Here is an 18,464-nt window from a genome sequence, read left to right as displayed (position 1 = left end):
CGCAGGTCACAGCATCGTCTGCGACTTCGCCTCCATGTCGGCGGCGGCCTCGTCCTTCGACTCCTTCGTCAGCGGCTTGCCGCCGGGCGCGGGCGCCTTCCCGCCGAGCGGGTCGGCGCCGCCGGTGGCGCCCTGCGGGCCGGTGCCGCGCAACTGGAGGTTCGGCATGGCCAGGGTGACCAGGACGGCGATCACGGCGATCAGCCCGGTGGTCAGGAAGACCAGGTGCAGCGACTCGACGAACGCGGCCTGGACGGCGGCGCGTACCGGGGCGGGCAGCGCGAGGATCGCCGCCGGGTCGTTGATCGAGAAGTCCCCGCCGGCCGTCACCGCGGCCCGCTGCTCCGGCGGGAGCTGCGCCAGCGCGCCGGGCAGCCGCGCGGACATCTCGGCGGTGAGCCGGGACGACAGCACCGCGCCGAGGATGGCCACGCCGAACGAACCGCCGAGCGACCGGAAGAACGTCGCCGACGAGGTGCCCGCGCCCAGGTCGCGGACGCTCACCGCGTTCTGCACGGCCAGGATCAGCGACTGCATGCACAGGCCCAGCCCGACGCCGATCACCACCATGTAGCCGAACGCGGCCCACAGCGTGGTGTCCACCTGGAGCTGCTGGAACAGCAGCATGCCGACCACCAGCACGGCCGCGCCGGCCACCGGGAACCACTTGTACCTGCCGATCCGGCTCATCGCCCGGCCGGTGAGCACCGAGGTGACGATGACGCCGGCCATCATCGGCAGCATCAGCAGACCGCTGCGGGTCGGCGAGGCGCCCTTGACGATCTGGAGGTAGAGCGGGATGAAGATGATCGACCCGAACATCACCAGGCCGAGCACGAAACCCGCGCCGTTGGCGAGCGCGAACGTGGCGCTGCGGAACAGCCGCAGCGGCAGGATCGGCTCCTTGGTCCGGGCCTCCTGGACGACGAACAGCACGCCCAGCACCGCGCCCGCGACGAACAGCCCGACGATCACGCCGGAGCCCCAGGCGTACTCGGCGCCGCCCCAGCTCAGCGCCAGCAGCAGGCAGCTCACGCCGGCGACCAGCAGCGCCGCGCCGATCCAGTCGACTGTGTGCTCCCGCCGCTCGAACGGCACCAGCCGCATGACGTGCCAGCAGACCACGATGGCGAGGATCGCCAGCGGCACGTTGATGTAGAAGATCCACCGCCAGTTGTTCTCCGCGAAGTAGCCGCCGACGAGCGGTCCGGCCACCGACGAGACGCCGAACACCGCGCCGAACAACCCCTGGTAGCGGCCACGCTCCCGGGGCGACACCACGTCCGAGATGATGGTGAACGCCAGCGTCATCAGGCCACCGGCGCCCAGGCCCTGCACACCGCGCGTGACGATCAACTGGGTCATGTTCTGCGACAGCCCGGCCAGCAGCGAACCGAGCAGGAACATCCCGATGGAGAACAGGAAGACCGGCCGGCGCCCGTACAGGTCGGCCATCTTGCCGTACAGCGGCGTCGAGGCGGTCGAGGCCAGCAGGTACGCGGTGACCACCCACGAGTAGTGGTTGATGCCGCCCAGCTCGCCGACGATGGTCGGCAGCGCGGTCCCGACGATGGTCTGGTCCAGCGCCGCCAGCAGCATGCCGGTCATCAGACCGAACATCAGCAGGCGGATCTGGCGGGCGGGCAACGCGGGACGGGCGGCCTGGGCGGTCATCCCGCTTCCTATCCCACCGGGGGCGGATCATGCCCCCGGTGGGACTGTGAGTTTTCAGCGGGCGGTGTGCCGACCCTCGGCGAACTCCTCGACGATCTTGGCGCAGAACGCCGGCAGGTCGTCCGGCTTGCGGCTGCTGACCAGCCCGTTGTCGGTGACGACCTCCTGATCGACCCAGTTCGCGCCGGCGTTGGTGAGGTCGGTGCGCAGGCTCGGCCAGGAGGTGATGGTGCGGCCCCGCACCACGTCCGCCTCGACGAGCGTCCACGGGCCGTGGCAGATCACGCCGACCGGCTTGCCGGCGTCGAAGAACGCCTTGACGAACCGGACCGCCTCCGGGTCCGTACGCAGGAAGTCGGGGTTCGCCACGCCACCGGGCAGGACCAGGCCGTCGTACGCCCCGGCGTCCGCCTCCTTGGTGGTGACGTCGACCTGGTACTGCTTGCCGTGGTCGAGATGGTTGAAGGCCTGGATCGTGCCGGACTCGATGGAGACCAGCTCGACCTGGGCGCCGGCGTTCTCCACCGCCTCCCGGGGCTTGGTGTACTCGACCTCCTCGACGCCGTCGGCGGCCAGGAAGGCGATGCGCTTGCCCTGAAGTGTCGCTGCCATGCTGCTTCTCCTCTCCGGGGTACGTCTGCACGGTTCCCCCGCCCGATGCCGCGAAACCGGACGCATCGGGTGGCCCGCGTCGCACCATGTTTGGCCAGACGGCCCGGGGGGATCCGCAGAGGCATGGCAGGAGCAGCAGCGGAAGAGCGCCGGCTCGCCACCGTGGTGGCGAGCTGGCAGCAGCGTCCCGTGCTGGTCGTCGGGGACGCCATGCTGGACGAGTGGCGGTTCGCCGAGTCGGAGCGGCTCTGCCGCGAGGCGCCCGCACCGGTCCTCACCCTGCGGCGGCGGATCTCCGCGGCCGGGGGCGCCGCCAACACGGCGGTGAACGTCGCGGCGCTCGGCGGCCGGGCCGCGCTCGTCGCCCCGGTCGGCGCCGACGTGGCCGGCGACGAACTGCACGACTGCCTGGACCGGGCGGCGGTCTGGGACCGTACGGTGAGCCAGCCGGGCCGGCCCACGCCGGTCAAGCGGCGGATGCTCGCCGGCAACCAGATCCTGCTCCGCGAGGACTCCGGCGGCCCGGAGGACGGGCTGGACGCCGACGGGGTGGCCCGCCTGCTGACCGCGCTGCACTGCGCCACCGAGGAGCTGCGCGCGGTGGCCGCCGGTCAGCCGCTCACGCTCGTCGTCTGCGACTACGGCCTGGGCGCGCTGCCCTCGGCGGTACGCGCCTGGCTGGTCGCCAACCGCGACCGGTACGGCACCGTGGCGCTCGACGCGCACGACCTGGCCGACTGGCGCGGACTGAACCCGACAGTGGTGACGCCGAGCTTCGCCGAGGCGACCCGGCTGCTGGCCCGCGCCGCCGCCGGGTTCGCGCACGCCGAACGGGGTGCCGTCCCCGGCGGCGACGACCTGCACCTGAACCACCCGGCGGAGGCCGACGGCCCGTCCGAGCTGATGGTGGGCGCCGCGCCCGGCGGATCCGGTGAGCGCGTACCGGGCAGCCCGCACCCGACCTCCGGTACGCCCGCCGCCGAGACCCCGACCGGCCCGACCGGCGAGCCGACGCCCGGCGAGGAGCGGGTGGCGCTGACCGGCGACGGGCTGAGCGTCACCGGGACCGGCGTGACGGTGAGCGCGGCGGCCGGCACCGGCGTCGACCGGGCCGTGCTGGCCGAGTCCCGCCTGCCCGAGCTGCGCGAGCACACCGGCGCCGACGTGGTGGCGGTGACCCTGGACACCGAGGGCGCTGTGGTCGGCGGCGCCGAGGGCGAGCCCCGGCGCAGCCACAGCACCCCGGTCCCGGCCAGCCACGCGGTGGGCGCCGGGGACGCGTACCTGGCGGCCATGACGCTGGCGCTCGCCGCCGACGCGGGCCTGCCCACCGCCGCCCAGCTCGCCCAGCTCGCCGCCACCATCACGGTCGCCGACACCGGCACGTGCGTGTGCCGCCGGCAGGATCTGCTGGCCGCGCTCGGCACCGGCGCGGACGAGGGCGGGCATCCGGCGCTGGTCGGCGCCGACGAGCTGGCCGCGCTGGTGGACGAGCACCGGCAGGCCGGACGGTCGGTGGTGTTCACCAACGGATGCTTCGACGTGCTGCACCCGGGGCACGTCCGCTACCTGACGCAGGCCCGCGCGCTCGGCGACCTGCTGATCGTGGCGGTCAACTCGGACGGCAGCGTACGGCGGCTCAAGGGCCCGGACCGGCCGGTCAACCCGGTCGAGGACCGGATCGCCCTGCTGGCGGCGCTGGCCTGCGTCGACCACGTGGTGGTCTTCGAGGAGGACTCCCCGGCCCGGCTGATCGAGGCGGTCCGCCCCGACGTCTACGTCAAGGGCGGCGACTACCCGCCGGAGATGGTGCCGGAGGCGCCGCTGGTACGGCGGCTGGGCGGGCAGGTGCGCACGCTCGGGTACGTGCCGGACCGCTCCACCTCGGCGATCATCGACCGGATCCGCGCCCAGTCGCACAGCATGAGCGAGAGCCGTGAGTCCGTGCCCGACCAGCAGCACAGCCCCGCCGTGGGCGAGGGCAGGCCGGCGTGACCCGTCCGCTCGACCCGGGCACGCCCGGGCGGTTCCGGCAGCACCGGCGGCTCGACGTGCTGATCCCCACCCGCAACCGGCCCGCCGAACTGGCTGTCACGCTGTCCGGGCTGGCCGCCCAGGAGGGCGTACCCGGGTTCGGGGTGGTGGTCAGCGACCAGTCCGACGGCGAGCCCGCGTACGCGCACCCGGCCGCCGCCACGATGGTGCGGGCGTTGCGGCACCGGGGGCACCCGGTGCTGCTGACCCGGCGGCTGCCCCGGCGCGGCCTGGCCGAACACCGGTCCTACCTGCTGGCCCAGTCGGCGGCCGACGCCGTGCTCTGCCTCGACGACGACGTGTGGCTGGAGCCGGGCGCGCTGTCCCGGCTGGTGACCGCGCTGGACGAGCTGGGCTGCGGGTTCGTGGGCAACGCGGTGCACGGGCTCTCCTACGCCGACGACGTCCGCCCGGAGGCGCACCAGCACTACGAGGAGTGGACCGGGCCGCCGGTGCCGGAACGCATCCAGCCCGGCACGCCGGAGTGGCACCGGGCGTCCATCCACCCGGCGGCGAACCTGTTGCACGTCACCGAGAAGCTGGACCTGGCGGCGGGCGAGTGGCGGGCGTACAAGGTCTCCTGGATCGGCGGGTGCGTGCTCTACGACCGGGCCAAGCTCGTCGACTCCGGCGGCTTCGACTTCTGGGAGCGGCTGCCCGAGCGGCACCAGGGCGAGGACGTCGCCGCCCAACTCGCCGTGCTGGAGCGCCACGGCGGCGCCGGTGTCCTGCCCAGCGGGGCGTACCACCTGGAGTCACCGACCACTGTCACCGAACGCGACGTGGAGGCGTGGGAAGTGGTGCTCAGCGAGTCGCCTGCGGAGGTGTGAGCAGCTCGCGGGCCGCCTCGACCACCTCGGCGGCCGGCACGTCGGCCACGAACGACACCCGGTGCGGGCACTCGCCGTCGCCCGGCCGGTGCGGGTAGATCCCGGGCGTGCAGTCGACGCCGCAGACCGGGCAGAGAGTGGTCCAGGCGGCGATCGGGCGGTGCCGTCCGCGCAGCGGCGACGCCCCGTTGATCAGGTTGCCGACCCAGAAGACGCCCACTGTCGGCGCGCCCACGGCGGCGGCCAGGTGCAGCGGGCCGGTGTCGTTGGAGACCACCAGCGCGCAGTCCGCGTACGCGGCGGCCAGCGCGCCCAGACCGAGCGTGCCGACCTGGGGACGCACCGGCACTCCGGCCGCCGCCACCACCGCGTCGACCGTCTCCTGCTCGGCGGGCGTACCGGTGACCAGCACCTCGTACCCGTCTCCGGTGAGCGCGCGGGCGACCTCGGCGAAGCATTCCGGCGGCCAGCGGCGCCGCGTGTCGGTGGCGCCCGGGTGCAACGCGACCCGGGGCCGGGTGGGTTCGCCGAGCACGGCGGCGGCCTCCGCCCGGTCGGCCGCGGTGACCGCGAGCGCCGGGGTGATCGTGGTGGCGGGCGCCCCGACCAGGGCGGCCACCTCCAGGTAGCGGATCACCTCGTGCTGGTAGTAGACGTAGCGCAGCCACCGGTCCAGCGGCGGCGCGCCCTCGGCCCGCAGGCCGGCGGTGACCCGGGCGCCCAGCCCGGCGACGAACGGGTTCGAGTTGGCACCGCCGCCGTGCACCTGCAACGCCAGGTCGAACCGTTCGGCGCGGGCGGCGGCCAGGAACGCCGGCACGTCACCGGGTGACTCGCCGGGCCCCGGATCGCGGATGCCCGGCGCCGCCGGCACCACCAGCACCCGGTCCACCGGGCCGGGCCGGTCGCGCCAGAGCGCCGCGTGCCACGGCGCGCCGAGCAGCACGATCTCCGCCGACGGGTACGCGGACCGCAGCGCGTCGAGCGCCGGCAGCACGAAGATGAAGTCACCGAGCGCGTTGGCGCGCAGCACGGCGATCCGTTCGACGTCCGGAACGCGCTCGCCGACCGGACCGAGCACCGCTGAGCTGGTCACGCGGCCCCTACGGCCTGTCGATCTCGTCGAGCGCGGTGTCCGGGTGGTGCATCTCCCGGTCCGCGGCCGGGTCGGCGGGCATCGGCGTACGGTCGGCGCCCGGTCGCGGGCCGGTGCGGCCGACGGTGATGGTGCGCGGCGCGGACCGGGACGCCCGGGGCAGGCGCACCCGGAGCAGGCCGTGGTCCATCACCGCGTCGATCCGGTCCGGGTCCACGCGGGACGGCAGATCCACGCGGTACTCGAAGCCCCGGGTGGTGAACCCGCCCGGGATGCCGTGGTCGGCGTTCACCTCGGCCTCCGACCGGGCGCGTACGCACAGCTCCCGGTCGTCCAGCTCGACGGCGACCTCCTCCGGCGCGACGCCCGGAAGCCGGACGACCACCTCCCAGCCGTCGGCCGTCTCGGCCAGATCCACGTCCTGGTTGCCGGAGCGTCCGCCGACCAGCCGGCTCAGCTCGGAGCGCAGCGACTGCAGCTCGCCCATCGGATCCCAGCCCTGCTGGCGGCCACGCCAGCCTCGTCCGCCGCTCTGTTCGGTCATCGCACGTCTCCGATCCGCTGGGTCGCCGAGGGGGGTCGCAGCGAGCTGGGCGCGTTCAGGTCGTGCTCCGGGTCGACGCCGACACCGAGCCGGTCCACCAGTTCGCCGCCGAGCCAGGCGCTGACGCCGAGGATCGCCACGGCGACCACCTCGATGGCGATCAGCGCGCCGCCCGCCGCGCGGGAGTCGGCGTTGAGCCGGACCACCCAGACGGCGGCGAACAGCAGGATCACCGCGACGTTGGCGGCGGCGTGGGTGAGCCCGACCCGCTTGGCGCGGGTGCCGGCCGGCAGGGCGAGCAGGTCGAACGCCCCGGCCGCCGCGGCCAGCAGGCCACCGATCAGACCGACTGTGATGTTCCAGTACGCGACCTCGCCGAGGAAGTCCGGCCCGCCCACGGTGTCCACCACATCGAAGATCACCGCGGTCACGAGGAGCGCCACCGGGAACATCACGAGCATCGGATGCACGGGATGGCCGAGCACCTTCAGTCGGCTCTCCATCTCGGCCTCCATCCGTCGCGTCCGGACGCACGCTGCGAACCGGTCCCTACCCGCCGGCCCCGGGGGCAAACCCGGCGCTCGACGCGCTCTCCTAGGCTGACAGTGGCGGATCACGGCCCGTCGCGGGGCGGAACCGCCGTCAAGGTCAACGGACGGGGGAGGAAGACGTGACGACCCGGGAGATCACCAGCGAGGCCGAACTACGCGAGCTGATCGGCACACCGATGGCGCGGGCGGCCACCAAGGAGCGCCGTAAGCTGCACGAACGCGACCGGGAGTGGCTCGCCGCCTCGCCGTTCTGCCTGATCGCCACCGCCGGCGCGGACGGCACCTGCGACGTCTCCCCCAAGGGCGACCCGCGCGGTTTCGCGCTGGTGCTCGACGACACCACGATCGCGATCCCGGAGCGGCCCGGCAACCGGCGGGCCGACGGCTACCGCAACATCCTGACCAACCCGCACGTCGGGTTGATCTTCCTGATCCCGGGCCGCACCGACACGCTGCGGATCAACGGCCGGGCCCGGCTGATCGCCGACGCGCCGTGGTTCGCCGACATGGAGGTCAAGGGCCACCGGCCGCTGCTGGCCGTCGAGGTCGCGATCGAGGAGATCTTCTACCACTGCGCGAAGGCGTTCCTGCGCTCCGAGCTGTGGCAGCCGGAGACCTGGCAGCCGGACGCGCTGCCGACGCGGGCCCGGCTGATCAAGGAGGTGGAGGCCCCGGCGGAGAGCCTGGCCGACCTGGAACGCCACTACGGCCCGGCCTACCTGGAGACGCTCTACCGCTGACCCCGCTACCCCGCCGGGGTGAAGCGCGTCGGCACGCCCACGTCGGACAGGGCGCGGGCGAGGTGCGGCGCGGTGGTCTTCACGTACGCCGCGCCGATGTGCGAGCCACCCCGGTAGATGAGCACGTTGCCGAACACCACAGGGCACCTGTCGGTCGGACAGACGGCGTCGAACAGGTCGATCATCTTGACCTTCGGCGCGCCCGCGACCGCCTGCCGCTGCATCCGGTACCCCGGGTCCTGGTCGTGCCGCTCCCGGTCGAACGCGCAGGCCGACAGGCGCTTGCGGTTCTTGTCGGCACAGGCCACCGCCGCGCCCGGATGTGGGTTGTTGGCGAGCACGACGACCTTGGTCCCCACCGAGTCGAGCTTCTTCCACGAGGCCCGAACGCCGGACACCATCGCTGCGACAGTGGCGCGCTTGCCCCCGCTGTCCAGAGCCGTCGACGCCGACTGCGAGGTGACCACGTAGTCGGGGCGCTCCCGCACCAGGCGGTCCAGCAGCGCGCGGTTCCATTCGATGCAGTCGGTGTACGGCTTGCCGGACCCGTCACCCTTGAGCACCTGGGCGCTGGTGAAGGCGCATCCCGCCTTCGCCATGATCAGCAGCTTCCAGTCGTTCTGCGTGGCGAGCACCTGGAACGCGGGTAGCCACTGGTCCATCTTCGAGTCGCCGACGAGCGCGACGGTGGTGGACCCGTTCGGCACGCCGTACGTGCAGGACAGCACCTCGGCGCCCTCGACCTGCTGGAAGCACTTGTCCCGGTTGGTGTCGGGCACGTCCATGAAGCCCTGCCGGATCTGCAGCGGGTCCGGCGTGATCGCGTCGAACCGCTCCGGCACCGGACCGATCGGCGCCGTGCCGGGCGCTGTGGACAACAGCGCGGCGCCCGGGGCGTACCGGCTCTTGGTCGTGGTCGCGGCGGCGGCCCACGCGCCCATCAGCACCAGGACCAGGCCGGCGCAGATGCCGGCGAGCGTGAAGTTGCCGCCCAGGCTCAACGCCAGACGCGGCGACGTGGAGATCTTCCGTGAGTAGCGCAGCGGGTTCTCCACCAGCCGGAACGTGAGCCAGGCCGGGATCACCGAGGCGAGCGCCACGACGAGACCCTCGGTCACCGACAGGTCACCGAAGTGCGCGGCGGCCACCACGAGCATCGGCCAGTGCCACAGGTACAGCGAGTACGACAGGTCACCGATCCACTGGAACGGACGCAGGCCGAGCACCATCACCGGCCCCCGGGCGCCGGCCGCGCCGCCGGCTGCGATCACCGCCGCCGCGCCGAGCGTGGGCAGCGCCGCCGCGTACCCCGGCCATGCGGTCTTCCCGCTGACCAGCAGCGCCGCCGCCACGATCGCGGCGAGACCGAGCCACCCGAGGACGACCGCCACCGACCGGGGCATCCGCGCGGCGCGGACCGCCAGCAGCGCGACCGCCGCGCCGACCGCCAGCTCCCACAGCCGCGTGGTGGAGACGAAGAACGCGCGCTCCGGCGAGTTGGCCGTCTCGACGATCGACCAGACGAACGACGGCACCGCCAGCACCGCGAGACCGACCCACAGGACCGGCCGTACGTTCGCCCGCCGGAGCCTGCGCGCGGCGAGGATGGCCAGCACGATCAGCAGCGGCCAGAGCAGGTAGAACTGCTCCTCCACGGCGAGTGACCAGAAGTGCTGCACCGGCGACGGCGCGACGTCCTCGGCCAGGTAGTCGACAGCGCGGTCGGCGAACCGCCAGTTCACGACGTAGGTCGCCGCGGCGGCGATGTCGCCGCCGATGACCTGCCACTCACCCCGGGGTACGAACAGCCGGACCGCGACTGCGGTGGCCGCCAGCACCACCGTTGCCGCGGGCAGGATCCGCTTGGCCCGGCGCGCGTAGAAACCGGTGAGCGAGACCCGCCCGCTGCGCTCGATCTCGGAGATGAGCTGCCCGGTGATGAGGAAGCCGGAGATCACGAAGAAGACGTCGACGCCGACGAAGCCACCGGGAATGAACGGCAGGCCGGCGTGGTAGAGCAGCACCAGCCCCACGGCGACGGCCCGGAGCCCGGCGACGTCGGCCCGGAACCGGCTCGGCGTCGCCTCCCTGCCCGGCTCGCGTCCGGTCGTCGTACCGCCCGGCTCCTCGACCGGTGAACCTTCCCGATCGGTAACTTTCGTCAACGGCGGGGAAGTCATCGCGATCCTCAAACTCTGCGGGCTGGGGGCGAGGGAACGATAGCGGCTGGTCAGGCGGCGGACAATCACGCCGCACCGCCTCGTCGAGCGGATGCCGCCGCGCGGCGGGCGGGCGCTCCGGCGCGACGAGCAGGCGTTCCGACCCTAGACCGTCGCCCGGCGGCGTAGGGGGCAGGGTGGATACGGCGGGTCACGCCGGCAGGCGATGGGGTTGAATCGGCGGGTGGCGAAGACCCTGACGATCACCACCCGCAACGCGAGCTTCCAGCAGTGGCAGGCGCTGCTGACCAACCGCACCAAGCGGCAGCGGTCCGGGGAGTTCCTGGTCCAGGGGGTACGCCCGATCACGGTGGCCCTGGAGCAGGGCTGGGAGATCCGCGCCCTCCTCCACCCGGACCGGCAGCCCCTGTCCCGCTGGTGCCGTGACCTGCTCGACCGCGCCGACGCCAGGCGGGTCGCCCTCGCGCCCGAGCTGATGCGGGAACTGAGCGGCAAGGAGGAGGAGTCCCCCGAACTGCTCGCAGTGGTGGCGCAACCCGCCGACGACCTGGCCCGCATCCCGGTCGGGCCGGCGATGCTCGTGGTGGTCTTCGACCGCCCCAAGACCCCGGGCAACATCGGCACGCTGATCCGCTCCGCTGACGCCTTCGGCGCCTCCGGCGTGATCATCACGGGCCACGCCGCCGACCCGTACGACCCGAAGGCGGTCCGGGCCACCACCGGGTCGCTGTTCGCCGTACCGGTGGTGCGCGTCGGCGGCCACCGCGACGTCCTGGACTGGGTCGCCGCGGTGCGTGCGGACGGGCTTCCGCAGGTCCAGATCATCGGTACGGACGAGCACGGGGACGTGGACATCGCCGAGCACGACCTGACCGGCCCCACGCTCCTGCTGGTCGGCAACGAGACGCACGGGCTCAGCAAGGGCTGGCAGGAGGCCAGTGACCGGATGGTGCGCATCCCGATCGTGGGGGCGGCGAGTTCGCTGAACGCGGCGGCGGCCGGAACGGTGGCCCTGTACGAGGCCGCCCGGCAGCGGGCCGAGCGCCGGTAGCGGTTGCGCCGCCACCGGACTCCCAGCGCTCCCTGTCCGTCGGCGCGCTCCCCTATCCGGACGGGCGGGTGGACGCCCGTTCCGCGACCGCCTTTCGGTGGGCCGCACTGCCCTCCCGGTAGAACAGGTAGCCGCCGTGGTGCAGGACGTCGCCGTCGAATCGGCCGTCGGCGGTGAACCCGCTGTCGTCCCAGTACTCGATGTGCTCGCCGAGCACCTCGTACCGGCCGGTGTAGGCGCTCGCCCGATCACCGCGCGCCTCGTCGTACCGGCCGGTGGGCAGCAGCTCCTGCCGGATGTAGCCGTCGGCGGTGACCCACATCCCGACGTACGGATGAAGGGCCCCGGAGGCCGAGGGCCGCGCCTGCGTCGCGGACGGGGCGGCCTGCGGTACGGGCGGTGTCTCCGTGCCGCAGGCGGTGAGCGCCGCCGTCAGGAGGACGGTGGCGGCCTTGCGGTGGTGGGTGCCTGACATGTCAGCCTCGCTGCCGGGTCGGACGGATGATGATCTCGTTGACGTCCACGTCCGCCGGCTGGTCGACGGCGTAGGAGATGGCACGCGCGACGGCGTCCGGTGAGATCGCGTGCCGGCGGTACTCCCGCATCGCCTCCCGGGCCATCGGATCGGTGATCGATTCGGCCAGCTCCGACTCGACGACGCCGGGCGTGATCGTGGTGACCCGCAGGCTCGGATCGGCCTCCAGTCGCAGACCTTCGGTGATCGCCCACGCGGCGAACTTCGTCGCCGAGTACACCCCGGAGGTCGGCACCACCTCGTGCGCGCCGACGGAGGCGACAGTGACCAGGTGGCCGCTGCCCTGCCGCTGGAAGACCGGCAGGACGGCCGCGATGCCGTGCAGCAGACCCCGGACGTTGACGTCGATCATCCGATCCCACTCGTCCACCAGCAGGGCGTCGAGCCGGGACAACGGCATCAGACCCGCGTTGTTGACGAGCACGTCGACCCGTCCGAACTCGGCCACCGCACTGTCGACGAACGCCGCAACGTCGTCACGGTCCGTCACGTCGAGCCGCCGTACGCTGATGTTGTCGTGCCGTTGGGCGAGCGCGGCGAGCCGCTCGCGGCGCCGCGCGCCCGCGACCACGGCGTGCCCCTCGGCGGCCAGGCGCAGTGCGGTCGCCTCGCCGATGCCGCTGCTCGCGCCGGTGACCAGAACGACCTTCTGTGTGGATTCCATGAGTCCACCGTGCGGAGTACGGCCGGCCGCAACCAGGGTGCGTCACACCCCGGCTGAGGCTCCTGGCGGCCTGCCGCCCGCGGTTATGTTGGGGTGGTGGACGGCAGCAATCCGCTCGGCGAGTTCCTGCGTGCCCGGCGTGAGACGACCAGTCCGGCGGAGGCCGGAATCGTCTCCTCGGGCCGGCGCCGCACGCCGGGTCTGCGGCGCGAGGAGGTCGCCCAGCTGTCCGGGGTCAGCACCGACTACTACGCCCGCCTGGAGCAAGGGCGGGAACAGCATCCGTCGGAACAGATGCTGAACGCGCTGGCCCGCACCCTCGGACTCGACGCCGAGGAGGCGGCGCATCTGCACCTGCTGGCCAGGAGCGGCCGCACGTCTGTCCGCCGGGGTACGCGGGAGACCGTCCGGCCGAGCCTGCTGCGCCTGATGGACGGCTGGCTGCACACCCCCGCGCTGATCGTCGACCGCAGGATGGACGTGCTTGCCGCCAACCGGCTCGGGCGCGCCCTGTTCGCCAAGCTGTTCGAGGCCGACGAGCCCAATCTCGTCCGGTTCGTCTTCCTCGACCCGGCGGCCCACTCCTTCTATCCCCACTGGGACCGGGTCGCGCAGTCCAGCCTGGGCGCGCTGCGGGCCGCCGCAGCCGACATGCTCGACGACGCGCGGCTCACCGAACTGGTCGGGGAACTCTCGCTGAAGAGCCCGGAGTTCCGCCGGCTGTGGGCTCGCCACGACGTACGGGGAAAGACGCACGAGGCGAAGCTGTTCCACCATCACGACGTCGGCGAGCTGACTCTCACGTACGACTCCCTGACCGTCGCCGGTGCGACCGGCCAGCAGCTGGTCGTCTACCAGGCCGAGGCCGGCAGCCGTTCGGCGCAGGCCCTGGCGCTGCTGGGCACGGTCGCCGCCGAACTGCCCGCTCCGGGCAGAAGAGCACGGGCGGCCTCGTAACCGCGCCTACAGCCGAAACGCTACTGGTGGTCCCGACTGTTCTCCTGATGGGATTTCCCAGCGACGCGAGGACGATCATCCGATGCGACAGGAGCATCCGCAGCACGTACCCGACCGCACCGGCACGCCCGGTGTCGACGGCAGGTGGGCGGTCGCCCGCTGGCGGCGCGCCCTTGCGATTCTCGCGCCGCTGGTCGCAGCGGTGCTCGGCGCCGCGATGGCCGCGCAGTGGGAGGTCGGCGGCGGCCGAGCCGTCAGCTCTCTCCCCGCTCCGGCGCGATGGATGGCCGAGAACCTGCCGTTGTTCGACGGTGGGGAGCCGGCCTGGATCTGGCGTGGGCCCTTCTTCGTGTCGGTGCTGCTGACGCTGCCGCTCGTCTGGACGGTGACCGGCCACGCCACCGCGACGCCTCGGCGCCTCACGAGGTACGGGCTCCTCGCCGCCGCCATCGCGATCGGCCTGGAATACAACAGCCCCGGATACGGGTGGGTGTTCGACCTCGCGGCCCTGCTGACGGCGCTGGCGGGCACCGTCTGGTGTGGCCTGCAAGGGCTGCATCGCGGTGTGCTGCCACGCCGCGTCGCGTGGGCGCTCGTCGCGGCACTGCCGTTGACGCCACCGGCCGGCTTCCTCACGTTCTGGTACCTGCCTCCCGGCCTGACCATGGGCGTACTGCTGGCCTGGGCGGCTGCCGCCGGCTGGCCCGGCCGGCCGGGTTGCCCCGGATGCGGTCGCCGACCGGCCGGTCGAAGCAGTCGCGGCGCGGACGATTGACCGGCACCCGTCGGCGGAGGGGCAATCGGCCTCGGAAACGGCGAAGCCCAGGCCTGTGACCTGGGCTTCTGTACCGAGCCGCCTGACGGAATCGAACCGTCGACCTACGCATTACGAGTGCGTCGCTCTAGCCGACTGAGCTAAGGCGGCAACGATCGTCAAGTGTACGGCACGCCCCGGCGGAAGCCGAACCGGATCCCCCCGTCCCCGAACCCGGACACCGGACCATATCCGCCCCGTCACGGGAGAGACTTCCCGCCCGCTCCGGACTACCCTGCGGCGGGTGACCGACGAACCGCCGCGACCACCGGCTCCCGAGGCGCATCCCGGCGAGCGGGCCACCCGCCGCCCCCGCCGCATCGACCCCCGGGAGCTGGGTTTCACCCCGCGCCGGCCGGTGCCCTGGCTCGCGCCACTGCTGCTGATCAGCACCGGCCTGCGTACGTTGCTGGCCATGCTGTTCGGGGCCTACCTGGACAAGCGGGAGTTGCAGAACGCGTTCAGCGACGGCACGTTCCGGCAGGTCGGGCCGGACGGCGGGCTCTGGCTCGACTACGTGGCCGACCTGGGTGACGGCTTCGACGCCACGTACTCGGTGGCGTACCTGCTCGCCCAGCCGGAGCTGACAGTGGACGGGCACCGGCTCCCCCGCGCGCAGACGCTGGTGATGGGCGGCGACCAGGTCTACCCGGCGGCGGGCTACGAGGCGTACGAGGACCGGTGCAAGGGCCCGTACCAGGCGGCGCTGCCGGTCGCCCCGCCGGAGAAGCCGACGCTGTTCGCGGTGCCCGGCAACCATGACTGGTACGACGGGCTGACCGCATTCCTGCGCCTGTTCGTGCGTACCCGGGACCGGCACTTCGCCGGCTGGGGCACCGGCCAGTCCCGCTCGTACTTCGCGGTCGAGCTGCCGGCCGGCTGGTGGCTGCTCGGCCTCGACGACCAGTCCGGGTCGTACCTGGACGACCCACAGCTCACCTACTTCGACGAGGTGGCCCGCAAGCTCACCCCGGAGTCCAAGGTGATCCTGGCGGTGCCGGCGCCGACGTGGGTCAAGGCCGTCGACCACCCCAACGCGTACGACTCGATCGACTACTTCATCCGTACCCTCGTCGCGCCGACCGGGGCGCAGGTAAAGGTGCTGGTCTCCGGCGACCTGCACCACTACGCCCGTTACGCCGGGCCGGACCGGCAGCTCATCACGTGCGGCGGTGGCGGCGCCTACCTCTATCCGACGCACCGGCTGCCGGAGAAGCTGGAGGTGCCGCCGCGTGACACGCTGACCCGGCGGGCCAGCAACACCCGGGAGTACGACCTGGCCGCGCGCTATCCGGACAAGGCGCGCTCCCGCCGGTACGGCTGGGGGATCTTCGCCCGGCTGCCGTTCCGCAACCCGGGTTTCACCACGCTGCTCGGCACGCTGCACACGCTGCTGATGCTGGCGATGGCCGGGGTGGCGGTGCAGCGGGTGGGCACCACCGAGCAGCGCCTGTTCAGCGTGCCGCTGGCGATCATGCTGGTGGTGGCGATGATGGGCGCGGTGTTCTTCGCCAAGCCGCCCACGGCGGGCGGGAAACGGCACGCCCGGCACTGGATCCTCGGGGTGGCGCACGGGCTGGCCCAGGTGGCGCTCGCCGCCGGGGGCACGTGGGTCTGGTTGCAGCTGCCGTTCTACGACTGGCCGTGGCCGCTGCCGGCGGTCGCCGCCGTGGTGCTCTACGGGCCGGTGAGCGGGCTGGCCGCCAGCCAGCTCGTGGCGCTCTACCTGCTGGTGGCGGGCGCGTTCGGGGTGAACCTGAACGAGCTGTTCGCGGGGCAGGGCATCGAGGACTCGAAGGCGTTCCTGCGGTTCCGGATCGACCCGGACGGCACGCTGACGATCTACCCGATCGCCGTCGACAGGGTGTCCCACAACTGGCAGTTGAACCCCGACCAGTCCCCCACCGCCTCCTGGCTGACCCCGAAGACCCCCCTGACCCCCCGCCTGGCCGAACCCCCCATAGTCATCCGCTGACCCCGCCCGGCCGACTCACCCCGTCGATCATGAAGTTAGCGGCGAAGTCGATCACAATTTCGACCGCCAACTTCATGATCGACGGAGAGGGGGCGGGAGAGGGGCGGGGCGGGTGGGGGTGGGGTGGGGGTTAGGGCTGGGGGTAGTGCTGGTCGTGGGCCTGCCTCGGGCCGCAGACCGACGCGCGGGAGCACATCGAGCGGGAGCCGTCCGCGTCCAGGCGGACCGTGACCGCGTCGCGCGGGACACTGTGGCCGACCACCTTGCCCTCGCCCTGCGGCGTGGACACCCGGCTGCCGACCGCAGGGGCCGACTCCTGGAACTTCTGATACAGCGGATGCTCGTACTTCAGGCAGCACATCAGCCTCCCGCACGCACCGGAGATGCGCAGCGGGTTGAGCGGCAGGTCCTGGTCCTTCGCCATCCGGATGGTCACCGGCTCGAAGTCGGTGAGGAACGTGGCGCAGCACAGATCGCGCCCGCAGGAGCCGATGCCGCCCTGCACGCGGGCGGAGTCGCGGGCGGACAGCTGCCGCAGCTCGACCCGGCAGTGCAGCGTGGCGCCCAGGTCGCGGACCAGCGAGCGGAAGTCGACGCGGTGCGGCGCAGTGAAGTAGATGGTGGTGCGGTCGCTGCCGTTCTCCGGCGTGGCCAGGACGTGGTCGACGGCGACCACCTTCATCGGCAGGCCGTGTTCGCGGATCAGCCGCTTGGCGGCCACCTTCGCCTCGGCCTTGCGCCGGCGCAGCATCTCGTCGCGGCGCAGGTCGTCGTCCCCGGCGATCCCAGCGAGTTTCGGGAAGCTGTCGGTGTCCTCACTGACCCACTGCGCGGCCCACACGCACTCGGCCACCTCGGGCCCCTCGTCGGTGGGCACCAGCACCCGGTCGCCCACCTGCGGGCGCCACTCGCCCGGGTCGAGGTAGTAGAGGCGCCCGTACCGGTTGAAGCTGACCGCGCAGAGCATGCCCATACGCCACACCCTACGCGGATCGACGCCCGCCGCACGGCGCACCTGTCGCCGCCCGGTCACCCACCGCAGCGATCACCGTCGACGACCCGGCCGAACCGGCCCCATCGCCTCGCCCGGACGGCTGAATCTCCGGCGGGCCCCTGACAAACACCGCCCGGACGCGTTGAGTGAAGGCATACCTGCGGGGGGTGCAGGGGAAGGCCACGGCGCCGCCGCCGTCACCCGGCCACGGCCGGACCGGCGCGCGGCGCCGTGGACCGTCAGTAGCCGATCCGGGTGGTGCCGCCGTAGCGCGGGGCGGTGGTGGCGCGGTCCCGCCACTGTGTCTCGGCCAGGCTCGGCCCCCACTGGCGCAGCAGCGTCTCGGCGCCGTCGTAGGCCACCCCGAGCACGCCCAAGACCCTCGTGGCGATCTCCGCCGCGGCCGCCGCCCCGGCCCGTCCGGCCTCGGCGCCGGGCCGGGTCGCCGCGTGCACCGCCACCGCCTCGGCCGAGCCCAGCACCTCGGCCAGCGCCCGGGCCAGCGCGGCCCGGCTGCCCTCCACCCAGCCGGCCAGCGCGTCGGCGTAGCCCGCCGTCGACTCCAGCCGCCCGACCAGGCTCTCCGGGCCTTCGTCCAGGTGCCGCAGCAGGGCGGCACGTGCCTCGTCGTACGCCGACGCCGCGGCGCCGGACCAGGCGACCTGGTCGGCCAGCATGGCGCAGGTGTCGTCGTACCCCCGGACGAGCCGGCGCACCGCGTGGCCGGCGCCGGTCAGCGGCGCGGGATGCAGGTCGAGGAACTCGCGCACGGCCGCGCCGGGAAGCACCTGCATGCGGCGCAGCAGCGGCCAGAGCCGGTGGCCCTCGGGCGCGCCGGCGGCAAGCAGCGTGTCGACGCGGGCGAGCAGGTCGAGGCCCGGCTCGGCGAGGCGGTCGAGCGCGTCCATCAGGCCTCCCGGGCCAGCCGCCGGGCGACCGCGTCGTCGGCGGCGGCGTAGCGGTCTGCGGCACTGCGCAGCGCCGCCGCGGCGGCGGCCATCCGGACGGCGGCGGCCTGCGCCTCGCGTGCCCGGTCGGCGGTGGCGAGGGTCCACTGGCGGTGCAGCGCGCGGCCCACCTCGCCGGGGCGGCCGGTGGCGTGCGCGCCGAACGCGGGATGCGGCGGGTCGGTGGCGGTCACCGTGCGGGACAGGGTGGCGAGGGTCGCGCCGGCCTCGTCGAGACGGGCGGCCAGGGCACGCAGTGTCTCCAT

General features: G+C 73.2%; 18 protein-coding genes and 1 tRNA gene. 7 read left to right on the top strand and 12 right to left on the bottom strand.

Annotated elements, in window-relative coordinates; translation table 11 throughout:
* Positions 1 to 6 precede the first annotated feature (6 nt).
* Positions 7 to 1,674 (bottom strand): MDR family MFS transporter, encoded by a 1,668-nt coding sequence (locus ACN27D_RS16930; protein ID WP_252449878.1) that lies wholly within the window; start codon positions 1,672 to 1,674, stop codon positions 7 to 9.
* Positions 1,675 to 1,728: 54 nt separating this feature from the next.
* Positions 1,729 to 2,286: a type 1 glutamine amidotransferase domain-containing protein gene (locus ACN27D_RS16925; protein WP_121685807.1), complete on the bottom strand. Its 558-nt coding sequence runs from the start codon at positions 2,284 to 2,286 to the stop codon at positions 1,729 to 1,731.
* A gap of 123 nt (positions 2,287 to 2,409) precedes the next feature.
* On the opposite strand from ACN27D_RS16925, the gene rfaE2 reads away from it, so the two are divergent.
* Complete coding sequence (rfaE2, locus tag ACN27D_RS16920; protein ID WP_421499466.1) at positions 2,410 to 4,281, top strand: D-glycero-beta-D-manno-heptose 1-phosphate adenylyltransferase; 1,872 nt, start codon at positions 2,410 to 2,412, stop codon at positions 4,279 to 4,281.
* Positions 4,278 to 5,150 (top strand): glycosyltransferase, encoded by an 873-nt coding sequence (locus tag ACN27D_RS16915; protein ID WP_421499465.1) that lies wholly within the window; start codon positions 4,278 to 4,280, stop codon positions 5,148 to 5,150. The genes rfaE2 and ACN27D_RS16915 overlap by 4 nt, the downstream gene beginning before the upstream one ends.
* Here ACN27D_RS16915 and ACN27D_RS16910 read toward each other — a convergent pair.
* Genes ACN27D_RS16910 through ACN27D_RS16900 form a run of 3 tightly spaced genes read right to left on the bottom strand, consistent with a single transcriptional unit; the run spans position 5,125 to position 7,293 of the window.
* Positions 5,125 to 6,246 carry a glycosyltransferase family 9 protein gene (locus ACN27D_RS16910; RefSeq protein ID WP_350816738.1) on the bottom strand — a complete coding sequence of 374 codons (1,122 nt, stop codon included), beginning with the start codon at positions 6,244 to 6,246 and terminating at the stop codon, positions 5,125 to 5,127. The two genes, ACN27D_RS16915 and ACN27D_RS16910, sit on opposite strands and share 26 nt — an antisense overlap.
* Before the next feature lie 7 nt (positions 6,247 to 6,253).
* Complete coding sequence (locus ACN27D_RS16905) at positions 6,254 to 6,790, bottom strand: Hsp20/alpha crystallin family protein (RefSeq protein WP_421499464.1); 537 nt, start codon at positions 6,788 to 6,790, stop codon at positions 6,254 to 6,256.
* On the bottom strand, positions 6,787 to 7,293 hold the full coding sequence (locus tag ACN27D_RS16900) for a DUF2231 domain-containing protein (protein ID WP_120574022.1): 507 nt from the start codon (positions 7,291 to 7,293) through the stop codon (positions 6,787 to 6,789). The genes ACN27D_RS16905 and ACN27D_RS16900 overlap by 4 nt, the downstream gene beginning before the upstream one ends.
* Before the next feature lie 167 nt (positions 7,294 to 7,460).
* On the opposite strand from ACN27D_RS16900, the gene ACN27D_RS16895 reads away from it, so the two are divergent.
* Positions 7,461 to 8,081: a pyridoxamine 5'-phosphate oxidase family protein gene (locus ACN27D_RS16895; RefSeq protein ID WP_120572027.1), complete on the top strand. Its 621-nt coding sequence runs from the start codon at positions 7,461 to 7,463 to the stop codon at positions 8,079 to 8,081.
* Between the two features lie 5 nt (positions 8,082 to 8,086).
* Here the strand turns inward: ACN27D_RS16895 and ACN27D_RS16890 are convergent, their stop codons facing one another.
* Entirely contained in the window at positions 8,087 to 10,246 is a 2,160-nt protein-coding gene (locus tag ACN27D_RS16890; RefSeq protein WP_421499463.1) for an acyltransferase family protein, read from the bottom strand.
* Between the two features lie 238 nt (positions 10,247 to 10,484).
* On the opposite strand from ACN27D_RS16890, the gene ACN27D_RS16885 reads away from it, so the two are divergent.
* Positions 10,485 to 11,312, top strand: a complete 828-nt coding sequence (locus ACN27D_RS16885) for a TrmH family RNA methyltransferase (protein ID WP_421499462.1) — start codon at positions 10,485 to 10,487, stop codon at positions 11,310 to 11,312.
* Between the two features lie 52 nt (positions 11,313 to 11,364).
* On the opposite strand, the gene ACN27D_RS16880 is transcribed toward ACN27D_RS16885, so the two are convergent.
* Together ACN27D_RS16880 and ACN27D_RS16875 are read right to left on the bottom strand one after the other, a co-directional pair.
* On the bottom strand, positions 11,365 to 11,787 hold the full coding sequence (locus tag ACN27D_RS16880) for an Atu4866 domain-containing protein (RefSeq protein ID WP_421499461.1): 423 nt from the start codon (positions 11,785 to 11,787) through the stop codon (positions 11,365 to 11,367).
* A gap of 1 nt (position 11,788) precedes the next feature.
* Positions 11,789 to 12,511, bottom strand: a complete 723-nt coding sequence (locus tag ACN27D_RS16875) for an SDR family oxidoreductase (protein ID WP_421499460.1) — start codon at positions 12,509 to 12,511, stop codon at positions 11,789 to 11,791.
* Positions 12,512 to 12,607: 96 nt separating this feature from the next.
* Here ACN27D_RS16875 and ACN27D_RS16870 point away from each other — a divergent pair, with 96 nt between their 5' ends.
* Complete coding sequence (locus ACN27D_RS16870) at positions 12,608 to 13,468, top strand: helix-turn-helix transcriptional regulator (protein ID WP_421499459.1); 861 nt, start codon at positions 12,608 to 12,610, stop codon at positions 13,466 to 13,468.
* A gap of 82 nt (positions 13,469 to 13,550) precedes the next feature.
* Positions 13,551 to 14,243 (top strand): hypothetical protein, encoded by a 693-nt coding sequence (locus ACN27D_RS16865; protein ID WP_421499458.1) that lies wholly within the window; start codon positions 13,551 to 13,553, stop codon positions 14,241 to 14,243.
* Between the two features lie 76 nt (positions 14,244 to 14,319).
* Here the strand turns inward: ACN27D_RS16865 and ACN27D_RS16860 are convergent.
* Positions 14,320 to 14,393, bottom strand: a tRNA-Thr gene (locus ACN27D_RS16860).
* Positions 14,394 to 14,526: 133 nt separating this feature from the next.
* On the opposite strand from ACN27D_RS16860, the gene ACN27D_RS16855 reads away from it, so the two are divergent.
* Positions 14,527 to 16,257, top strand: coding sequence for a metallophosphoesterase family protein (locus ACN27D_RS16855; protein ID WP_421499457.1), 1,731 nt, complete (start codon positions 14,527 to 14,529; stop codon positions 16,255 to 16,257).
* 130 nt (positions 16,258 to 16,387) lie between these two features.
* On the opposite strand, the gene ACN27D_RS16850 is transcribed toward ACN27D_RS16855, so the two are convergent.
* The 3 genes from ACN27D_RS16850 to ACN27D_RS16840 form a co-directional block, all read right to left on the bottom strand.
* Complete coding sequence (locus ACN27D_RS16850) at positions 16,388 to 17,230, bottom strand: PSP1 domain-containing protein (protein ID WP_151015791.1); 843 nt, start codon at positions 17,228 to 17,230, stop codon at positions 16,388 to 16,390.
* A 260-nt stretch (positions 17,231 to 17,490) separates the two neighbouring features.
* Positions 17,491 to 18,159: a hypothetical protein gene (locus ACN27D_RS16845; protein ID WP_120572035.1), complete on the bottom strand. Its 669-nt coding sequence runs from the start codon at positions 18,157 to 18,159 to the stop codon at positions 17,491 to 17,493.
* Positions 18,159 to 18,464 (bottom strand): hypothetical protein, encoded by a 306-nt coding sequence (locus tag ACN27D_RS16840; protein ID WP_120572036.1) that lies wholly within the window; start codon positions 18,462 to 18,464, stop codon positions 18,159 to 18,161. Before ACN27D_RS16840 ends, ACN27D_RS16845 begins: the two co-directional genes overlap by 1 nt.

It is taken from the genome of Micromonospora sp. WMMD1274, from assembly GCF_049179035.1.
Lineage (GTDB): Bacteria > Actinomycetota > Actinomycetes > Mycobacteriales > Micromonosporaceae > Micromonospora > Micromonospora tulbaghiae.
Note: the sequence above shows the minus strand (reverse complement) of the source record. Positions and strands in the feature narration are given on the sequence as shown.

Bases quoted from the DNA above. Each gene is read 5' to 3' on its own strand.
- ACN27D_RS16865 (WP_421499458.1), top strand. From the start codon at position 13,551: ATGCGACAGGAGCATCCGCAGCACGTACCCGACCGCACCGGCACGCCC.
- ACN27D_RS16925 (WP_121685807.1), bottom strand. From the start codon at position 2,286: ATGGCAGCGACACTTCAGGGCAAGCGCATCGCCTTCCTGGCCGCCGAC.
- ACN27D_RS16850 (WP_151015791.1), bottom strand. From the start codon at position 17,230: ATGGGCATGCTCTGCGCGGTCAGCTTCAACCGGTACGGGCGCCTCTAC.
- ACN27D_RS16880 (WP_421499461.1), bottom strand. From the start codon at position 11,787: ATGTCAGGCACCCACCACCGCAAGGCCGCCACCGTCCTCCTGACGGCG.
- rfaE2 (WP_421499466.1), top strand. From the start codon at position 2,410: ATGGCAGGAGCAGCAGCGGAAGAGCGCCGGCTCGCCACCGTGGTGGCG.
- ACN27D_RS16875 (WP_421499460.1), bottom strand. From the start codon at position 12,511: ATGGAATCCACACAGAAGGTCGTTCTGGTCACCGGCGCGAGCAGCGGC.
- ACN27D_RS16900 (WP_120574022.1), bottom strand. From the start codon at position 7,293: ATGGAGAGCCGACTGAAGGTGCTCGGCCATCCCGTGCATCCGATGCTC.
- ACN27D_RS16905 (WP_421499464.1), bottom strand. From the start codon at position 6,790: ATGACCGAACAGAGCGGCGGACGAGGCTGGCGTGGCCGCCAGCAGGGC.
- ACN27D_RS16930 (WP_252449878.1), bottom strand. From the start codon at position 1,674: ATGACCGCCCAGGCCGCCCGTCCCGCGTTGCCCGCCCGCCAGATCCGC.
- ACN27D_RS16845 (WP_120572035.1), bottom strand. From the start codon at position 18,159: ATGGACGCGCTCGACCGCCTCGCCGAGCCGGGCCTCGACCTGCTCGCC.
- ACN27D_RS16840 (WP_120572036.1), bottom strand. From the start codon at position 18,464: ATGGAGACACTGCGTGCCCTGGCCGCCCGTCTCGACGAGGCCGGCGCG.